Raw genomic sequence first — 15,748 nt, 5'->3', positions numbered from 1 at the left:
CAAACCTGACCCGGCTAAACTACCGGAGAAACCCCGACCGGACGCGACCGTTCCAGTGTCGTCTTGACCTCGAAGGCCATTTTCTTTCCCGCCACCCGACGGCGGTGCGTCATTTTCGCCAGATTCAGCTTGGCCAACTGCCAGGCCGCCACCCCGGTGGGTTCGGCGTGCAGGAAGTAATGCAGCACCACGCCGTCCAGCGACGGCTCCAGCCAGATCTCCATGGTTCCAGTCAGCGCGCCGGTGACCGCCCAGCGGATCCCCTTGTCGCCGCGCTCCTCGACCACCTGCAGCCGCAGGTCCGGCCACCACCGGCGCCAGCTGGACGGGTCGGCGACCGCGGCGCCGACCCGCGCACCGTCGGCGGCGACGAACGTCTCGTCGGCGATCTGGATGCTGTTCACCACCCCAGCTTCACACACCGATCGCCGATGGCGGCAGATGGCCACGGTTCCTGCGCGAACGCGCGGATTAGGCTGGACGGCAACAAGCCGGCCCCCGGAACGTCACCCCAGCCAAAACGAGGTCAGTAAGAGTGCGTGAGTACAGTGTCCCCGCCCGCTTCTCCGTCGGCGAGCACGACAACATCGCGGCCATGGTCTTCGAGCACGAGCGATCAGACCCCGGCTTCGTCATCTTCCGGCGTCAGGTCGACGGCGAATGGACCGACGTCACCTGCGCGGAGGTGGCCAAACAGGTTCGCTCCGCGGCGCTGGGTCTGATCGCGCTCGGGGTCCAGGCCGGCGACCGGGTCTCCATCTTCTCGGCCACCCGCTACGAGTGGGCGATCATCGACCTGGCGATCCTGTCCGTCGGCGCGGTCACCGTGCCGATCTACGAGACGTCGTCGGCCGAGCAGGTGCGCTGGGTGCTGCAGGACTCCGAGGCGGTGGTCGCCTTCGCCGAAACCGACGCGCACGCCGCGATGGTCACCGAACTCACCGCCGACCTGCCCGCCCTGCGCCGCGTGCTGCACATCGACGGCTCCGGACCCAAGGCGCTCGATCAGCTCGCGGAGGCCAGCGCATCGGTCGAGCCCGCCGAGCTCACCGCCCGCCAGGAGGCGCTGCGCGCCGACGACCCGGCGACGCTCATCTACACCTCGGGCACCACCGGACGGCCCAAGGGCTGCCAGCTCACCCATTCCAACCTGCTGTACGAGACCCGTGGCGCCAAGGAGTGCCTGCCGACACTGCTGGACGAGGGGCAGCGGCTGCTGATCTTCCTGCCGCTGGCCCACGTGCTGGCGCGCTCGCTGGCGCTCTCGGCATTCGCCAACAAGGTGACGGTCGGGTTCACCAGCGACATCAAGAACCTGCTGCCGATGTTCGCCGTGTTCAAGCCGACGGTGGTGGTATCGGTGCCCCGAGTGTTCGAGAAGGTCTACAACACCGCCGAGCAGAACGCAGTCAACGACGGCAAGGGCCGGATCTTCGCGGCCGCGGTGCAAACCGCGGTCGACTGGAGCCAGGCGCAGGACAGCGGGCGGCCGGGGCCGGTGCTGCGCGCCAAGCATGCGTTGTTCGACCGGCTGGTCTATCACAAGCTGCGTGCCGCGCTGGGCGGTGAATGCCACGCGTCCGTCTCGGGTGGCGCGCCGCTGGGTGCGCGGCTGGGCCACTTCTACCGGGGGGTGGGCCTGACCATCCACGAGGGCTACGGCCTGACGGAGACCAGCTCGGCCATCACGGTCAACCAGGTCGGCAACGTCAGGATCGGGACGGTCGGGACGTTGTTGCCGGGCAACAGCATGCGCATCGCCGAAGACGGCGAGCTTCTGGTCCGGGGCGGCGTGGTGTTCAGCGGCTACTGGCGCAACGAGCAGGCCACCAACGACGCGTTCACCGACGGCTGGTTCAAGACCGGGGATCTCGGCGCGCTCGACGAGGACGGCTTCCTGAAGATCACCGGCCGCAAGAAGGAGATCATCGTCACCGCCGGTGGTAAGAACGTCGCCCCGGCCGTGCTCGAGGACCAGCTGCGGGCGCATGCGCTGATCAGCCAGGCCATGGTGGTGGGCGACGCCAAGCCGTTCATCGGCGCGCTGATCACCATCGACCCCGAGGCGTTCGACGCGTGGAAGGAGCGCAACCACAAGGCGGCCGCCGCGTCGGTGGCCGATTTGGCGAGCGACCCGGACCTGGTCGCCGAGGTGGACGCCGCCGTCAAGCACGCCAACCTGGCGGTGTCGCACGCCGAGTCCATCCGCAAGTTCCGCATCCTGCCGGTCGACTTCACCGAGGACACCGGCGAGCTGACACCGACGATGAAGGTCAAGCGCAACGTGGTCGCCGAGAAGTTCGCCTCCGACATCGACTGGATCTACGAGAAGGACTAGCGGCCGCCGTCAGGCGCCGTCAGCGCGGAGGATTTCGGCCAGCCGCGCAGCGAGGGTGTCCCAGCGCCAGTGGGCCGTCACCCACTCCCGCCCGGCCGCGCCCATGGCGGCGGCCCGGTCACGGTCGCCGAGCAACTCGGTGACGGCGTCGGCGACGGCGTTCAGCGAGCGCCCATCGACAACTAATCCGGTCTTGTTGTACTGCACGGCTTCTGGAGCCCCACCGGAGTCGCCGGCGATCACCGGCTTGCCGGTCGCCGAGGCCTCGAGAAAGACGATGCCCAAGCCCTCGACGTCCATGCCGGCGCCGCGGGTGCGGCACGGCATCGCGAAGACGTCGGCCAGCGCGTGGTGGGCGGGCAGCTCGGCGGCCGGTACGCCGCCGGTGAACGTCACATGCTCGCCCACCCCGCAGTCGCGGGCGAGCTTGCGCAGCGATTCCAGGTAGGGACCGCCGCCGACGATGACCAGGGCGGCGCCCTCGACGCGCTGCCGGATCGACGGCAGCGCCTTGATCAGCATGTCCTGACCCTTGCGCGGGACCAGCCGGGACACGCACACGACCGTGGGCCGCTCCCCCAGCCGATACCGGTCGCGCAGCGCGGCGCCGGCCGCCGGGTCGGGCCGGAACCGGTCGGTGTTGACGCCGGGCGGCAGGTATTCCAGCGAGGCGTTGGGCCCGAAGGCCGGGGCAAACCGGGCGCGTGTGTAGCGGCTGACGAACGTGACGACGTCGGTGGTGTCGCCGATGCGCCGCAGCACCGACCGCGCGACGGGGAGCATCGACCAGCCCACTTCGTGACCGTGCGTGCTGGCCACCACCCGGGTCGCCCCCGCCTGCCGGGCGCGCTGCGCCAGCAGCGCCAGCGGCGCGGCCGCGCCGAACCAGACGGTGTCGATGCCGTTGTCGGCGACCAGCCGGCGCATCCGGGCGTCCACCGCCGGGCCGGGCAGCATCAACGTCCCGGGATGACGGACCACCCGGTAACCCGCCGCTTCGGCCGCAGCGTCGAAGACGTCGGCGCCCTTCCATTGCGGCGCGTACACCGTGATCGAATGCAACCCGGCGTCGACCAGGTGCCCGACGAAGTCGCTCAGGTAGGACTGGATGCCGCCCGGCCGGGGCGGAAAGTCGTTGGTTACCAGCAGGACCCGACTCACTGCGTCAGGCTAGCCTGACGCGCGCACGGTCCGTGCGGGGCATCGGTCAGCCGGCGTGGGTCAGCCACTCGTGCCAGCGCGCGAGCAGGCCGGGCGAGTCGGTGGCCAGCACCTCGTGGACGGCGGAGGCCACGTCGGTGTGCCCGGCACCGCAGACGGCCAGATACAGGTCGTGCAGCTTGGCCGTCCCGAAGGTGTCCGCGACGAAACGCGTGAACCACCACGCACGGTCGTACGCCAGCGAACGCTGCGGCCCCGGCGCGTCCAGGTCGGCGTCCGAGGGCAGCGTCAGCGGGGCCGGCAGCGCGTCGAGGGGCACCGGAGTCCGGGGCCGGCCGACGAAATCGGCCACGCCCTCGGTCAGCCACCGGGGCGCATCCGCGGCGGTGTCCGCACGGGCGGCGTAGTGAAAAAGCTCGTGGGTCAACACGATTCGCAGCGTACCCTCGGTCATGTCGGCCGCGCCGGGCGCGAATACGATCCGCTGACCGATAACCACCCGGTGAGCGGGATCGACACGTTCGGCGACCGTCACCGCCGCGATGTCCGCCCACTGCGCCGCCGGACCGCCGCCGGCGGCGGCGCGGAACTCCTCGTCGGTGTGGGCGGCGACCACCGATATGTCGCGCGACCAGTCGACGCCCCAGAACGCCTCGACCGCGTTGATCGCGGCACCGATGCCGGACGCCACCCGGGACAGCAGCCGGTCGCCGGCCGGACCGCCGAGGCCGAGCAGTCGAACGTTGCGGTCACCGACGAGCAGTGACTTCGTTGCGGCGCTGACCTGGCTGCGTGCGGGCGTGATCAGTTGCGGGGGTCGTGTGCCGCCGCCGCGTCCCGCGTCCAGCGGTACGGCCGCGGCGACGATGAGCTCGACAAGGAAAACCCAGGCCAGCAGCAGCGTCAGCCGCCGGCGCCGCGGGCTGGGGCCTCTAGTAGCGGCGGGCGTCGTGGATCGGGCCTGCCGCATTCATCGGCACCACGCGCACCGGTTGGCCGTAAGTGGAGGAATGGATCACCATGCCGTCACCGACGTAGAGGCCGCTGTGTGACGCGTCGTTGTAGAAGGTGACCACGTCGCCGGGCTGCAGGTCCGACAGGGACACCGGCTGGCCGCCTTGGGCCTGCGCCTGGCTGGAGTGCGGGAGCGAGATGCCGGCCTGCTGGAACGCCCACATCACCAGGCCGGAGCAGTCGAACCCGCCGGGCGCGGCACCGCCCCAGACGTACGGCGAACCGACCTGCGTCAAGGCCGCCTGTACGACGGTCCCGCGGTCACCGCCGCCGACGCCGCCGCCGAACGGTCCGGGCATTCCGCCGGGAGGCGGAGCCTCACCGGGGGCCTGCCCTGGTGCCTGCGGCGCGCCTGGCGGTGCGGCCTCCGGCGCGGGGGCGCCGGGCGCCGGGAGACCCGCCGGGACGGGGCCGGGATCGGCGAGCGCGGTGCGCTGCTCGGGCGACAAGGAAACGTATTGCGACTTGACGACCGCGATCTGCACCTGCAGCTGACTTTGCTTGGACTGCAGGCTCGCTCGCACCGCGGCAGCCTGCTCGGCCGCGCTCTTCGCGTCGGCGGCGGACTTGGCGGCCTCCTGCTCGGCCTTGGCGGCCTGCTCGCCGGCGGCCCGGAAACTCGTCATCTGGTCGGCCATCTGCGTCGCCATCAGCCGCTGCATGGCCAGCTTGTCGATCAGCCCTTGCGGCGATCCCGCGGTCAGCATCGCCGTCATGCCGTCGACGCGGCCGCCCATGTAGGTCGCGGCGGCGAGCTTGTTCACGGCACCCTGGAACGACGCCAGGCGAGCCTTGGCCGCATCGACGGCGGCCTGAGCGTCGTCGTGCTTCTTGTCCGCCGCACGCTGGGCCACCAACTTGTTGTTCAGGTCGAGCTGCGCGCTGTGCATCGCCTCGGTGGTCTGCTCGGCCTGGCGGGACAACTCGTTGAGTTTGGCCAGCGCATCTTCGGCCGGGTCGGCCGAGACGTTCGCGGCGAGGGCACCCGCTAAGACTGTCAAGCCCGCTAGCGTCCCGATGACAAATCGTGTGATGACACGCGCAAACGGGTATCTAGCGTCAAGCCTCAAGATTTTGCTTCCTTAAACGGGCCATCGACGACCAGGCGCCGTCGAGCTGGTTTAGGTCTCAAACAGGTTACGAAACGATATCGACGTTTGTCCAAAGCGGGGGGTTAAGAAATTGGATAGATTTCTGTCATTATCATGTGGACGACGCTGACTCCCTCGTAAACCTTTGGCACACAAAGCATCTTAGGCTACGCCCGAATCGCGTTCGCGGCGGATAGGCACCAACCGTAATCGCGGTGCCAGGCCAACATCGGCAAGCACCGCCAATGCAGCGCATTCGTCCTCCAACAAAGTTCCCGGGACCCCGAGTAACACGCTGACTACGCAATCGCGGCATCCCGGTCCGCGCACCGCGCATTCGTCGCAGTCGATCACCACCGGCGCCCCCGAGTCCGGCACCGTCGCGCCGTCGCTGTCGGGCCCATTGCTTCGTGCCATCGGGATCGGTCCTCTCGGTCAGGCTTGGCGAACGTCAGGTCGGACTCTTCGAACGGTAACCACACCCACCGACAACCCCCGGCGCCGCGTTTCGGCTGGCGGACGCGTTCGGCTCGCTCGGCGTGGGAACCGCGCGGGTGTCGGTGGACCCGCTTAACGTCGCGGCCATGGGTGCCGGTGGTGCGACTCAGCTCAGTTTCACCGACTTGGGGTCCTCCTTCGCCACCGCCGACGTCACGTTGCGCGACACGACCTTCGTGGTGGTGGACCTGGAGACCACGGGCGGACGCACGAAAAGCACCGACGGAAACGCGCCCGACGCCATCACCGAGATCGGGGCGGTCAAGGTGCGCGGCGGCACCGTGCTCGGCGAGTTCGCCACGCTCGTCGACCCGGAGCGCAGCATCCCGCCCCAGATCGTGCGGCTGACCGGCATCACCACCGCGATGGTGTCCGACGCTCCGACAATCGACGCGGTGTTGCCGATGTTCCTCGAATTCGCGGGTTTGGACCACGGGACAGTGCTGGTGGCCCACAACGCCGGGTTCGACGTCGGATTTCTGCGGGCCGCCGCGGCGCGGTGCGATATCCCCTGGCCCCGGCCGCAGGTGCTGTGCACGGTGCGGCTGGCCCGCCGGGTGCTCAGCCGCGAGGAAGCCCCCACGGTGCGGCTGGCCGCGCTGGCGCGGCTGTTTGCCGTCGCCACCGAGCCCACGCACCGCGCGCTGGACGACGCCCGCGCCACCGTCGACGTGCTGCACGCGCTCATCGAGCGGGTGGGCAACCAGGGGGTGCACACCTACGCCGACCTGCGCTCCTACCTACCGGACGTGACGCCGGCCCAGCGGCGCAAGCGGGTCCTCGCCCAGGGCCTGCCCCACCGCCCGGGGGTCTACCTGTTTCGCGGGCCGTCGGGCGAGGTGCTCTACGTCGGCACCGCCGTCGACCTGCGCCGCCGGGTCGGGCAGTACTTCACCGGCGCCGACCCGCGCGGCCGGATGAAGGAGATGGTCAATCTGGCCACCGCGGTCGACCACGTCGAGTGCGCGCACGCGCTGGAGGCCGGCGTCCGCGAGCTGCGGCTGCTGGCCGCGCACGCGCCGCCCTACAACCGCCGTTCCCGGTTCCCGCACCGGTGGTGGTGGGTGGCGCTCACCGACGAGGCGTACCCGCGGCTCGCGGTGGTCCGGGCACCGCGCCACGACCGCGCCGTCGGCCCGTTCCGGTCGCGCGCCGACGCCGCCGACACGGCCGCGCTGCTGGCGCGCTTCACCGATCTTCGGACCTGCACGGCCCGGCTGGGCCGCTCGGTCCTGCACGGGCCGGCCTGCCCCGAGGCCGAGGTCTCACCGTGTCCCGCGGCGCGCGGCATCACGGCCACGCAATACGCGGCGGCCGTGGCGCGCGTCGCCGCGTTGATCGACGGGATGGAGAACGCCGCCGTATCGGCAGCCGTCGATCAGGTCACGGCGCTGGCCGAGCGCCGCAATTTCGAAAGCGCCGCGCGCCTGCGCGACCGCACCGCCACGGCCGTCGAGATCCTGTGGCGCGGCCAGCGGTTGCGCGCCCTGGCCACGCTGCCCGAGCTGATCGCCGCCGCGCCCGACGGGCACGGTGGTTACCACCTTGCCGTCGTCCGGCACGGCCAGCTCGCCGCGGCCGGTACCGCCAGGCGCGGGGTGCCCCCGATGCCGGTGGTCGACGCCATTGTGGCTGGGGCACAGGCGATTTTGCCCGTCGCGGCCCCGCTGGGCGGTGCGCTGGTGGAGGAATCCGCGCTCATCGCGCGCTGGCTGGCCGGTCCTGGGGTGCGCATCGTTCGGGTCGACGACTCCCCCGACGCCGCCGGCTGGGCTTCACCACTGCGCTCGGCCGGCGCGTGGGCGTCCTGGGCGGCCTCGGCGCGCTCGGCGCGGCTGGCCTACGAACAAGCGGCCCAACACGATTCAGACCTGCTGGCTGAACCGCACCCATCGCGCGAGCAGCTGTTCGGCCGCGCCGGAATCGATCGCCGCGGCGGCGCGCTGCAGCCCGTCCTCCCACGCCGGCAACCATTCAGCGCGGCTGGATAGGCCGGCGTGGGCGACGATCGCCCCGGCGGCGTTGAGCACGACGGCGTCCCGGACCGGGCCTTTGTCACCGGCCAGCACCGCGCGCACCTCCGCCGCGTTGGCTTGCGCGTCGCCGCCCAACAGATCTCCGAGATCGGCTCGGGCAAAACCGAATCCGGCCGGGTCGAATGTCAGCTTGTCCACCGTCCCGGCCTGCACCCGCCAAATCGTGCTGGTGGTGGTCGTCGTCAACTCGTCAAGCCCGTCGTCGCCATGCACCACCAGCACGCTGGACCGGCGCGCGGCGAAGACCCCCGCCATCACCTCGGCCAGGTCGGCGAACGCGCAGCCGATCAGGCCGGCCCGCGGCCTAGCCGGATTGGTAAGGGGTCCAAGGAGATTGAACACCGTCGGCACGCCGATCTCGCGGCGCACCACCGATGCGTGCCGGTACGAGGGGTGGAACAGCGGCGCGAAGCAGAACCCGATGCCCACCTCGGTCAGGCTCTGCGCCACCCGCTCGGGTTCGAGGTCGATACGCACCCCGAGCGCCTCCAGCGTGTCGGCACCGCCGGACAACGACGACGCCGCGCGGTTGCCGTGTTTGACCACCGGCACGCCGGCGGCCGCGACCACGATCGCCGCCATGGTGGAGAGGTTGACGGTGTTGACGCCGTCACCACCGGTCCCGACGATGTCCACGCTGTCGTCGCGGATGGCGGGCATCGGGCGCGCGTGGCCCAGCATGACGTCGGCCAGCTCGCTGACCTCGGCCGAGGTCGGGACCTTCATCTGCATCGCCACCGCAAACGATGCGACCTGCGCCGGGCTCGCGTCGCCGGCCATGATCTGATCCATGGCCCAGGCGGCCTGGCCGCGCGCCAGATCCTGACCGCCCATCAACCGGGCCAGAACACCTGGCCACGAGGGTGCCGCCCCGGCCGGTCGCGCGGCGGACCCGCCGGTGGAAGCCTCAGATGACACAGCCACGCGCCGATGGTCCCACGCGGACCCGACCTGCCCCAACCGGCGCGGAAAGCCGCCCGCTCCCGACGGCGTCGCGACGCGAAAACATCAAATGCCGCCCCGGGTGGAGTTAATCAACTACAAAGCGTCATACTTGCGGATGTGACCAGCGCTGTAGGGACCTCAGGTACTGCAATCACGTCGCGCGTTCATTCGTTGAATCGACCCAACATGGTCAGTGTCGGCACCATCGTTTGGCTCTCCAGCGAGCTGATGTTCTTTGCTGGCCTGTTCGCGATGTACTTCACCGCGCGTGCACAGTCCGGCGGCAAGTGGCCGCCACCGCCGACCGAACTGAACCTCTATCAGGCCGTCCCGGTGACGCTCGTGCTGATCGCGTCGTCGTTCACCTGCCAGATGGGTGTGTTCGCGGCCGAACGCGGCGACGTCTTCGGGTTGCGCCGCTGGTACGTGATCACCTTCCTGATGGGCCTGTTCTTCGTTTGCGGGCAGGGCTACGAGTACTTCCACCTGGCCACGCACGGCACCACGATTCCCGGCAGCGCCTACGGCAGCGTGTTCTACCTGGCGACCGGCTTCCACGGCCTGCACGTCACCGGCGGTCTGATCGCCTTCATCTTCTTGCTGGCCCGCACCGCGATGAGCAAGTTCACTCCGGCGCAGGCCACCGCGAGCATCGTCGTCTCCTACTACTGGCATTTCGTCGACATCGTGTGGATCGCGCTGTTCACCGTGATCTATTTCATCCGATGAGCCGGCGGCTCCGAATACAGGAATGAACAGGAGTTCTCGGTTGAAGAAGCTGGGGTCCATGCGAAACCGGAAGCCGCGTCAAGGGCAGCGCGACCGCTCGAGGCGGCGGCTGCGCCGCCGCTTGTCGGGCGGGCTGTTGCTGCTGATCGCGCTGACCATCGCCGGCGGCCTGGCCGCCGTACTGACGCCACGCCCACAGGTGGCCGTCGCCGACGAGTCGTCCTCGGCGCTGCTGCGGACCGGCAAGCAGCTGTTCGACACGTCGTGCGTGTCCTGTCACGGCGCCAACCTGCAGGGTGTGCCCGACCGCGGGCCCAGCCTGATCGGCGTCGGTGAGGAGGCCGTCTACTTCCAGGTCTCCACCGGCCGGATGCCCGCGATGACCGGCGAGGCGCAGGCGCCGCGCAAGGAGCCGATCTTCGACGAGGCGCAGGTCGACGCGCTGGGCGCGTACGTGCAGGCCAACGGCGGCGGTCCGACGACGGTGCGCAACCCGGACGGCAGCCTGGCGATGAAGTCGCTGCGCGGTGACGACCTGGGCCGCGGCGGCGACCTGTTCCGGCTGAATTGCTCCTCCTGCCACAACTTCACCGGCAAGGGCGGGGCGCTGTCGTCGGGCAAGTACGCGCCGGCCCTCGAGGCGCCCAACGAGCAGCAGATCCTGGCGGCCATGCGGACCGGCCCGCAGAACATGCCGAAGTTCTCCGACCGTCAGCTGTCCTTCGAAGCCAAGAAGGACATCATCGGCTACATCAAGTCGGTCAGTGAAGAGCGCCAGCCCGGCGGCTACGGCCTCGGTGGATTCGGGCCCGCACCCGAGGGCATGGCCGCGTGGATCATCGGGATGGTCGCCGCCATCACGTTGGCACTGTGGATTGGGGCACGAGCATCATGAGCGAAGAGGACGTTCGCGGCTCCGACACCGGCGGGACCGCCCAGGGTGTCGGCGAGAGGGAGCCCGACGACGCGGCGCTGGCAGCGATGTCGCAGCAGGAGCTGGTGGCGCTCGGCGGCAAGCTGGACGGCGTCGAGACGATCGTCAAGGAACCCCGCTGGCCCGTCGAAGGCACCAAAGCCGAGAAACGCGCCGAGCGTGGAGTCGCCCTGTGGCTCTTGCTCGGCGGTGGTTTCGGGCTGGCGCTGCTGCTGGTCTTCCTGTTCTGGCCGTGGGAGTACAAGCCGAAGGATGCCCCCGGCAGCCTGCTGTACGACCTGGCCACCCCGCTGTACGGGCTGACCTTCGGGATGTCGATCCTGTCGATCGCCATCGGCACCATCCTGTACCAGAAAAGGTTTATCCCGGAAGAGATCTCGATCCAGGAGCGGCATGACGGGGCCTCCCGGGACATCGACCGCAAGACGGTGGTGGCGAACCTGACCGACGCCCTTGATGGCTCAACCGTCCGGCGGCGCAAGGTGATCGGGCTTTCCCTGGGACTGGGCCTGGGCGCGTTCGGCCTGTCGACGCTGGTGGCGTTTGCCGGCGGTCTGATCAAGAACCCGTGGAAACCGTTGGTGCCCAGCGCCAATGGGAAGAAAGCCGTGCTGTGGACGTCCGGCTGGACACCGCGCTATGCGGGCGAGACCATCTTCCTCGCGCGGGCAACCGGCTCTGCCGGTGCATCACCGTTCGTCAAGATGCGCCCCGAAGACATCGACGCCGGCGGCATGGAGACCGTCTTCCCGTGGCGCGAATCCGACGGCGACGGCACCACGCCGGAATCACAGGAAAAGCTCCGCGCCATCAACCAGGGCGTCCGCAACCCCGTGATGCTCATCCGGGTTCGACCGTCGGACATGCCCCGGGTGGTCAAGCGCCAGGGCCAGGAGAGCTTCAACTATGGCGAGCTGTTCGCCTACACCAAGGTCTGCTCGCACCTGGGTTGCCCCGCGTCGCTGTACGAGGAGCAGTCCTACCGAATCCTGTGCCCATGCCACCAGTCGCAGTTCGACGCCTTGCATTTCGCCAAGCCGATCTTCGGCCCGGCGGCCCGCGCGCTGGCGCAACTGCCCATCACGATCGACACCAACGGGTATCTAGTCGCCAACGGTGACTTCGCCGAGCCCGTCGGACCGGCATTCTGGGAGAGGACGACAACATGAGTCCGAAACTGAGTCCCCCGAAACCGCCCAAGATCGGCGACGTCTTGGCCCGTCAGGGTGAAGACATCGACACGCGCTATCACCCATCGGCGGCGGTACGCCGGCAGCTCAACAAGGTCTTCCCGACGCACTGGTCGTTCTTGTTGGGCGAGATCGCGATGTACAGCTTCATCGTGCTGTTGCTCACCGGCGTGTACCTGACGCTGTTCTTCGACCCGTCCATGGCCGAGATCACCTACAACGGCGCCTATCAGCCGCTGCGTGGCGTCGACATGTCCAAGGCTTTCGCCTCGACTCTTGACATCTCGTTCGAGGTGCGCGGCGGCCTGTTCGTCCGGCAGGTACACCACTGGGCCGCACTGATTTTCGCGGCGTCGATCATGGTGCACCTGGCGCGAATCTTCTTCACCGGCGCGTTCCGGCGGCCGCGTGAGGCCAACTGGGTGATCGGCTCGCTGCTGTTTATTCTGGCGATGTTCGAGGGTTTCTTCGGCTACTCGCTTCCCGATGACCTGCTCTCGGGCATCGGGATCCGGGCGTCACTGTCATCGATCACGCTGGGGATGCCGGTGATCGGCACGTGGCTGCACTGGGCGCTGTTCGGCGGCGACTTCCCCTGCGGCGGTGTGGGTAACGAATGCGCCACCGCGGGCTACATCATCCCGCGCATGTACGCCCTGCACATTCTGCTGCTGCCGGGGATCATCCTGGCCCTGATCGGGTTACACCTGGCCATGGTGTGGTTCCAGAAGCACACCCAGTTCCCCGGGCCGGGTCGCACCGAGCAGAACGTCGTCGGCGTGCGCGTCATGCCGATCTTCGCGGTCAAGTCCGGCGCGTTCTTCGCCGCGATCGTCGGCGTGCTCGGCCTGATGGGCGGGCTGCTCCAGATCAACCCGATCTGGAACCTGGGCCCGTACAAGCCTTCTCACGTCTCGGCCGGCTCGCAGCCCGACTTCTACATGATGTGGACCGAAGGCCTGGCCCGTGTCTGGCCGCCGTGGGAGTTCTACTTCTGGCACCACACCATCCCGGCGCCGGTCTGGGTGGCGCTGCTGATGGGATTGATCTTCATCCTGCTGATCGTCTATCCGTTCCTGGAGAAGCGGTTCAGCGGCGACCGTGCCCACCACAACCTGCTGCAGCGGCCACGTGACGCCCCGGTGCGCACGGCCATCGGTGCCATGGCGATCGCGTTCTACATGGTGCTCACGCTGAGCGCGATGAACGACATCATCGCGTTGAAGTTCCAGATCTCGCTGAACGCGACGACGTGGATCGGCCGCATCGGCATGGTCGTCCTCCCGCCGGTGGTCTACTTCATCGCCTACCGGTGGTGCATCGCGCTGCAGCGCAGCGACCGGGAGGTGCTCGCACACGGCATCGAGACGGGCATCATCAAGCGGCTGCCGCACGGCGCTTACATCGAGCTGCATCAGCCGCTCGGACCGGTGGACGACCACGGCCACCCGCTCCCGCTCGAGTACCAGGGTGCGGCGCTGCCCAAGCGGATGAACAAGCTGGGCTCGGCCGGTTCACCGGGTAGCGGCAGCTTCTTGTTCGCCGACCCCGCGTCGGAGGATGCGGCGCTGCGCGAGGCGGCACACAGCTCCGAACAACGTGCGCTCACCGCCCTGCGCGAGCACCAGGAAAGCACCGTCGGTTCGAACGGGAAGAACGGCGAGCACCACTAGCTTCGTGCTGGTTCGGTGCAGGCCGTGGCGCACTGCTGCTGGGCGGCCCGCAGGATGGAGCCGGCGGCCAGGAACGCCGGCTTCGTCTGGTCGCGCTCTTCGACGGGTAGGCCGGCCGCGCAGCGCAGCACCATGAGGGCGAGCGCGCTGTAGGTCGCGTAGGGGATGACGAGCAGGTTGACGCGTGCGTCGCCCCCGACGACGGTCATCACGTGCTGGCGCTTTCGTTCCCATCCCGACCAGTTCAAGTCGGGTGGTCGCTGCAGTGGTGGCCAGTTGACGTTGATGGCGTTGATGCCGCCCAGCAAGGGAGTCAGGAGGGCGACCAGCTCGGGCAATTCGTTGGTGATGCGGTCCGCGCGTGGCCACCACGCGCCGTCGATGGGGCGGCCGAGTTCACGACAAACCGACAGCCGGACGGGGTTGGCCCGGCGTCGGCGTTCGATCAATTCGGTCATCCAAAGACCTGGCCGGCACGGCCAGGAACTTCTGCGGCATCCACGGGCGGTTCCCTTCACGTCGGCGTCGTTCGCCCCGGCGAGCGCGGGACGGACGGAGGAATCGCATTGCCCGTAGGTGGCGCCGCACCGATCGCGGCGCACCACCGCTGACAACGAAACGGCTCGCAGCTGACGCTACGCCCCCAGTGACCCTCGGGAGCGGCCAGGGTGCCGGACGGCCGTCACGATGGCGCAGCAACCGATCTGGCCGGGCGCATCCGCGGCCGGGCGGATGGGCCGGTCCCGTCTGTGCACTAAAGTGGCGAGGGCCTGACCGTGACGCTTTCCGGGTGAGCGGTGGGCTTACACGATGAGGATGGGCGCAATGGCGATACAGGACTGGGGCGACGCCCCGGAGATCCATCCTTCGAAGATCCGGGTCGGTGACATCATCGGCACGCTGAGTCCGACGAAGCTGCGTTACACCGTCAAGATGATCAGCGGGCCGCAGACTACTCCCCGGCGCTGGACGTTCTTCGGCCGCGACGACAACGGCACGCAGCACACGAGCACGTTCGGTGAGGACGAACTGGTTCGCAGGTACGCCAAGGCGTCGTAGGGCCTACTGCGCGGCGACGGCGCGGCGCAGCTGACGAACGTGCAGCCACTCGATAACCGGCATCCCCGCGGTGACGACGCCGGCGACCACGTATGCGACCCAGGAGGGGCCGTCGTGGCCCACGGCCATCAAATAGGTTGCCGTGGCCACCGCGACCAGGGCCGCGCCGATCGCGGCGACCAATAGCACGGTGCCGCGCAACCACACCCGATCGACCGTCTCACCCGACCATTCGGAGTCGGCAGCCTGAACCGGCGCCTGCACCCGCGGTTGCCTCGCCCGTTCGGCCGCGGTGCGCGGCGCCTGGGACATCAGTCGCACCGGGGGCCGGTTGGGCGCTGTCATCCCCCGGGCGGCCGGCTCGGTCTGGGCCATCCGGCGGGCCCGCAACAGCATCGGGATCGCCCCGGCGATGATCAGCGCGGACACAATGATCACGGCATACAACACCCAGGAGGTGCCGTGCGTGCCGCTGGCCGCTTTGTGAAAGCCCCGCCCCAGGTCCGCCAGCGCGACGGCCGCGGCCACGCTCACGCCCAGCAATACCAGCCAGATGGCAGCGCACGCCCCGATCAGGATGCGGTCGATGACGTCGGGCGAGATGGTGTCGTCCCCCAACCCGCGCCGGTACGCCGAATACCTGCTGACCATCAGCAGCTCGTCTGCGGTGAGTCGTTGGTGTTCGACGAAAGGACCGTTCCGTCGCTTGTCGTGATCGAGCAGTTCAGCCGGCTGACGCGGAAGAGGCTGGACGCCTCGACGGAGCCCACGTCGGACTGCGAGATCGGCGTGACGGTCATCGACCACGGGATGTACACGTTGTGCTGGGTGCGCCGCCGACCGGACGCATCGACGTAGGTCACGGAGATGATGTCGCCGGGCGCCTTGGTGCCGGTCACCGAATAGGTCACCTGTCGCGGCCCGGCCGGGGTCGTCGGCGGCGGGGGTGGCGCCGCCGCCGTGGAGGTGGCCGGGGGCGGCGCCGGAGCGGGCGCCGGCGGTGGCGGCGGCGGTGCAGGTGTGACCGTCACGGTCTGTGTCTCCGTTGGTGGCGGGGGCGGCGGTTCGGTCGTGGGCCTG

General features: G+C 69.2%; 15 protein-coding genes and 1 pseudogene. 7 read left to right on the top strand and 9 right to left on the bottom strand.

Features of this window, described 5'->3' with window-relative positions; genetic code table 11:
* Positions 1 to 14: 14 nt before the first annotated feature.
* Entirely contained in the window at positions 15 to 404 is a 390-nt protein-coding gene (locus A5758_RS13840; protein ID WP_067201051.1) for a polyketide cyclase / dehydrase and lipid transport, read from the bottom strand.
* Positions 405 to 535: 131 nt separating this feature from the next.
* Here A5758_RS13840 and A5758_RS13835 point away from each other — a divergent pair, with 131 nt between their 5' ends.
* Entirely contained in the window at positions 536 to 2,338 is a 1,803-nt protein-coding gene (locus A5758_RS13835) for a long-chain fatty acid--CoA ligase (protein ID WP_067740773.1), read from the top strand.
* A gap of 9 nt (positions 2,339 to 2,347) precedes the next feature.
* Here A5758_RS13835 and pimB read toward each other — a convergent pair whose 3' ends face one another.
* The 4 genes from pimB to A5758_RS26275 form a co-directional block, all read right to left on the bottom strand.
* The gene (gene pimB / locus A5758_RS13830; protein WP_067740771.1) at positions 2,348 to 3,499 is read right to left on the bottom strand and encodes a GDP-mannose-dependent alpha-(1-6)-phosphatidylinositol monomannoside mannosyltransferase; all 1,152 of its coding nucleotides are present in this window, start codon (positions 3,497 to 3,499) and stop codon (positions 2,348 to 2,350) included.
* A gap of 46 nt (positions 3,500 to 3,545) precedes the next feature.
* Positions 3,546 to 4,397, bottom strand: a complete 852-nt coding sequence (locus A5758_RS13825; protein ID WP_067740856.1) for a hypothetical protein — start codon at positions 4,395 to 4,397, stop codon at positions 3,546 to 3,548.
* Between the two features lie 34 nt (positions 4,398 to 4,431).
* Positions 4,432 to 5,583 (bottom strand): peptidoglycan hydrolase RipC, encoded by a 1,152-nt coding sequence (ripC, locus tag A5758_RS13820; RefSeq protein ID WP_067740769.1) that lies wholly within the window; start codon positions 5,581 to 5,583, stop codon positions 4,432 to 4,434.
* A 183-nt stretch (positions 5,584 to 5,766) separates the two neighbouring features.
* Positions 5,767 to 6,021 carry a hypothetical protein gene (locus A5758_RS26275; protein WP_082939688.1) on the bottom strand — a complete coding sequence of 85 codons (255 nt, stop codon included), beginning with the start codon at positions 6,019 to 6,021 and terminating at the stop codon, positions 5,767 to 5,769.
* A 167-nt stretch (positions 6,022 to 6,188) separates the two neighbouring features.
* Here A5758_RS26275 and A5758_RS25245 point away from each other — a divergent pair.
* Positions 6,189 to 8,030: pseudogene (locus A5758_RS25245) on the top strand (DEDD exonuclease domain-containing protein); the annotation flags it as partial.
* Here A5758_RS25245 and trpD read toward each other — a convergent pair.
* Positions 7,968 to 9,062 (bottom strand): anthranilate phosphoribosyltransferase, encoded by a 1,095-nt coding sequence (gene trpD / locus A5758_RS26270; protein ID WP_067740767.1) that lies wholly within the window; start codon positions 9,060 to 9,062, stop codon positions 7,968 to 7,970. The pseudogene A5758_RS25245 and the gene trpD sit on opposite strands and share 63 nt — an antisense overlap.
* Before the next feature lie 138 nt (positions 9,063 to 9,200).
* Between trpD and A5758_RS13810 the strand changes: the two genes are divergently transcribed.
* Genes A5758_RS13810 through A5758_RS13795 form a run of 4 tightly spaced genes read left to right on the top strand, consistent with a single transcriptional unit; the run spans position 9,201 to position 13,609 of the window.
* On the top strand, positions 9,201 to 9,812 hold the full coding sequence (locus A5758_RS13810) for a heme-copper oxidase subunit III (protein ID WP_055401014.1): 612 nt from the start codon (positions 9,201 to 9,203) through the stop codon (positions 9,810 to 9,812).
* A gap of 40 nt (positions 9,813 to 9,852) precedes the next feature.
* On the top strand, positions 9,853 to 10,707 hold the full coding sequence (locus A5758_RS13805; protein WP_067740765.1) for a c-type cytochrome: 855 nt from the start codon (positions 9,853 to 9,855) through the stop codon (positions 10,705 to 10,707).
* Positions 10,704 to 11,915 (top strand): ubiquinol-cytochrome c reductase iron-sulfur subunit, encoded by a 1,212-nt coding sequence (locus A5758_RS13800; protein WP_067200884.1) that lies wholly within the window; start codon positions 10,704 to 10,706, stop codon positions 11,913 to 11,915. The genes A5758_RS13805 and A5758_RS13800 overlap by 4 nt, the downstream gene beginning before the upstream one ends.
* Complete coding sequence (locus tag A5758_RS13795) at positions 11,912 to 13,609, top strand: cytochrome bc complex cytochrome b subunit (RefSeq protein WP_067740763.1); 1,698 nt, start codon at positions 11,912 to 11,914, stop codon at positions 13,607 to 13,609. Before A5758_RS13800 ends, A5758_RS13795 begins: the two co-directional genes overlap by 4 nt.
* Here the strand turns inward: A5758_RS13795 and A5758_RS13790 are convergent.
* On the bottom strand, positions 13,606 to 14,067 hold the full coding sequence (locus tag A5758_RS13790) for a DUF5994 family protein (protein WP_067740761.1): 462 nt from the start codon (positions 14,065 to 14,067) through the stop codon (positions 13,606 to 13,608). The genes A5758_RS13795 and A5758_RS13790 overlap by 4 nt on opposite strands.
* A gap of 367 nt (positions 14,068 to 14,434) precedes the next feature.
* Between A5758_RS13790 and A5758_RS13785 the strand changes: the two genes are divergently transcribed.
* Entirely contained in the window at positions 14,435 to 14,668 is a 234-nt protein-coding gene (locus tag A5758_RS13785) for a hypothetical protein (protein ID WP_067200893.1), read from the top strand.
* Between the two features lie 3 nt (positions 14,669 to 14,671).
* Here A5758_RS13785 and A5758_RS13780 read toward each other — a convergent pair whose 3' ends face one another.
* Positions 14,672 to 15,319, bottom strand: a complete 648-nt coding sequence (locus A5758_RS13780; RefSeq protein ID WP_067740759.1) for a DUF2561 family protein — start codon at positions 15,317 to 15,319, stop codon at positions 14,672 to 14,674.
* On the bottom strand, positions 15,319 to 15,748 hold a 430-nt coding region (locus A5758_RS13775; RefSeq protein WP_231987315.1), incomplete at its 5' end, for an MmpS family transport accessory protein. The genes A5758_RS13775 and A5758_RS13780, both read right to left, overlap by 1 nt.

It is taken from the genome of Mycobacterium sp. 852014-50255_SCH5639931 (assembly GCF_001665605.1).
GTDB lineage: Bacteria > Actinomycetota > Actinomycetes > Mycobacteriales > Mycobacteriaceae > Mycobacterium > Mycobacterium paraffinicum.
Note: the sequence above shows the minus strand (reverse complement) of the source record. Positions and strands in the feature narration are given on the sequence as shown.

Excerpts from the sequence above, each read along its gene's own strand:
- A5758_RS13785 (WP_067200893.1), top strand. The coding sequence starts at position 14,435 with ATGGCGATACAGGACTGGGGCGACGCCCCGGAGATCCATCCTTCGAAG.
- A5758_RS13780 (WP_067740759.1), bottom strand. The coding sequence starts at position 15,319 with ATGGTCAGCAGGTATTCGGCGTACCGGCGCGGGTTGGGGGACGACACC.
- A5758_RS13790 (WP_067740761.1), bottom strand. The coding sequence starts at position 14,067 with ATGACCGAATTGATCGAACGCCGACGCCGGGCCAACCCCGTCCGGCTG.
- A5758_RS26275 (WP_082939688.1), bottom strand. The coding sequence starts at position 6,021 with ATGGCACGAAGCAATGGGCCCGACAGCGACGGCGCGACGGTGCCGGAC.
- A5758_RS13795 (WP_067740763.1), top strand. The coding sequence starts at position 11,912 with ATGAGTCCGAAACTGAGTCCCCCGAAACCGCCCAAGATCGGCGACGTC.
- A5758_RS13800 (WP_067200884.1), top strand. The coding sequence starts at position 10,704 with ATGAGCGAAGAGGACGTTCGCGGCTCCGACACCGGCGGGACCGCCCAG.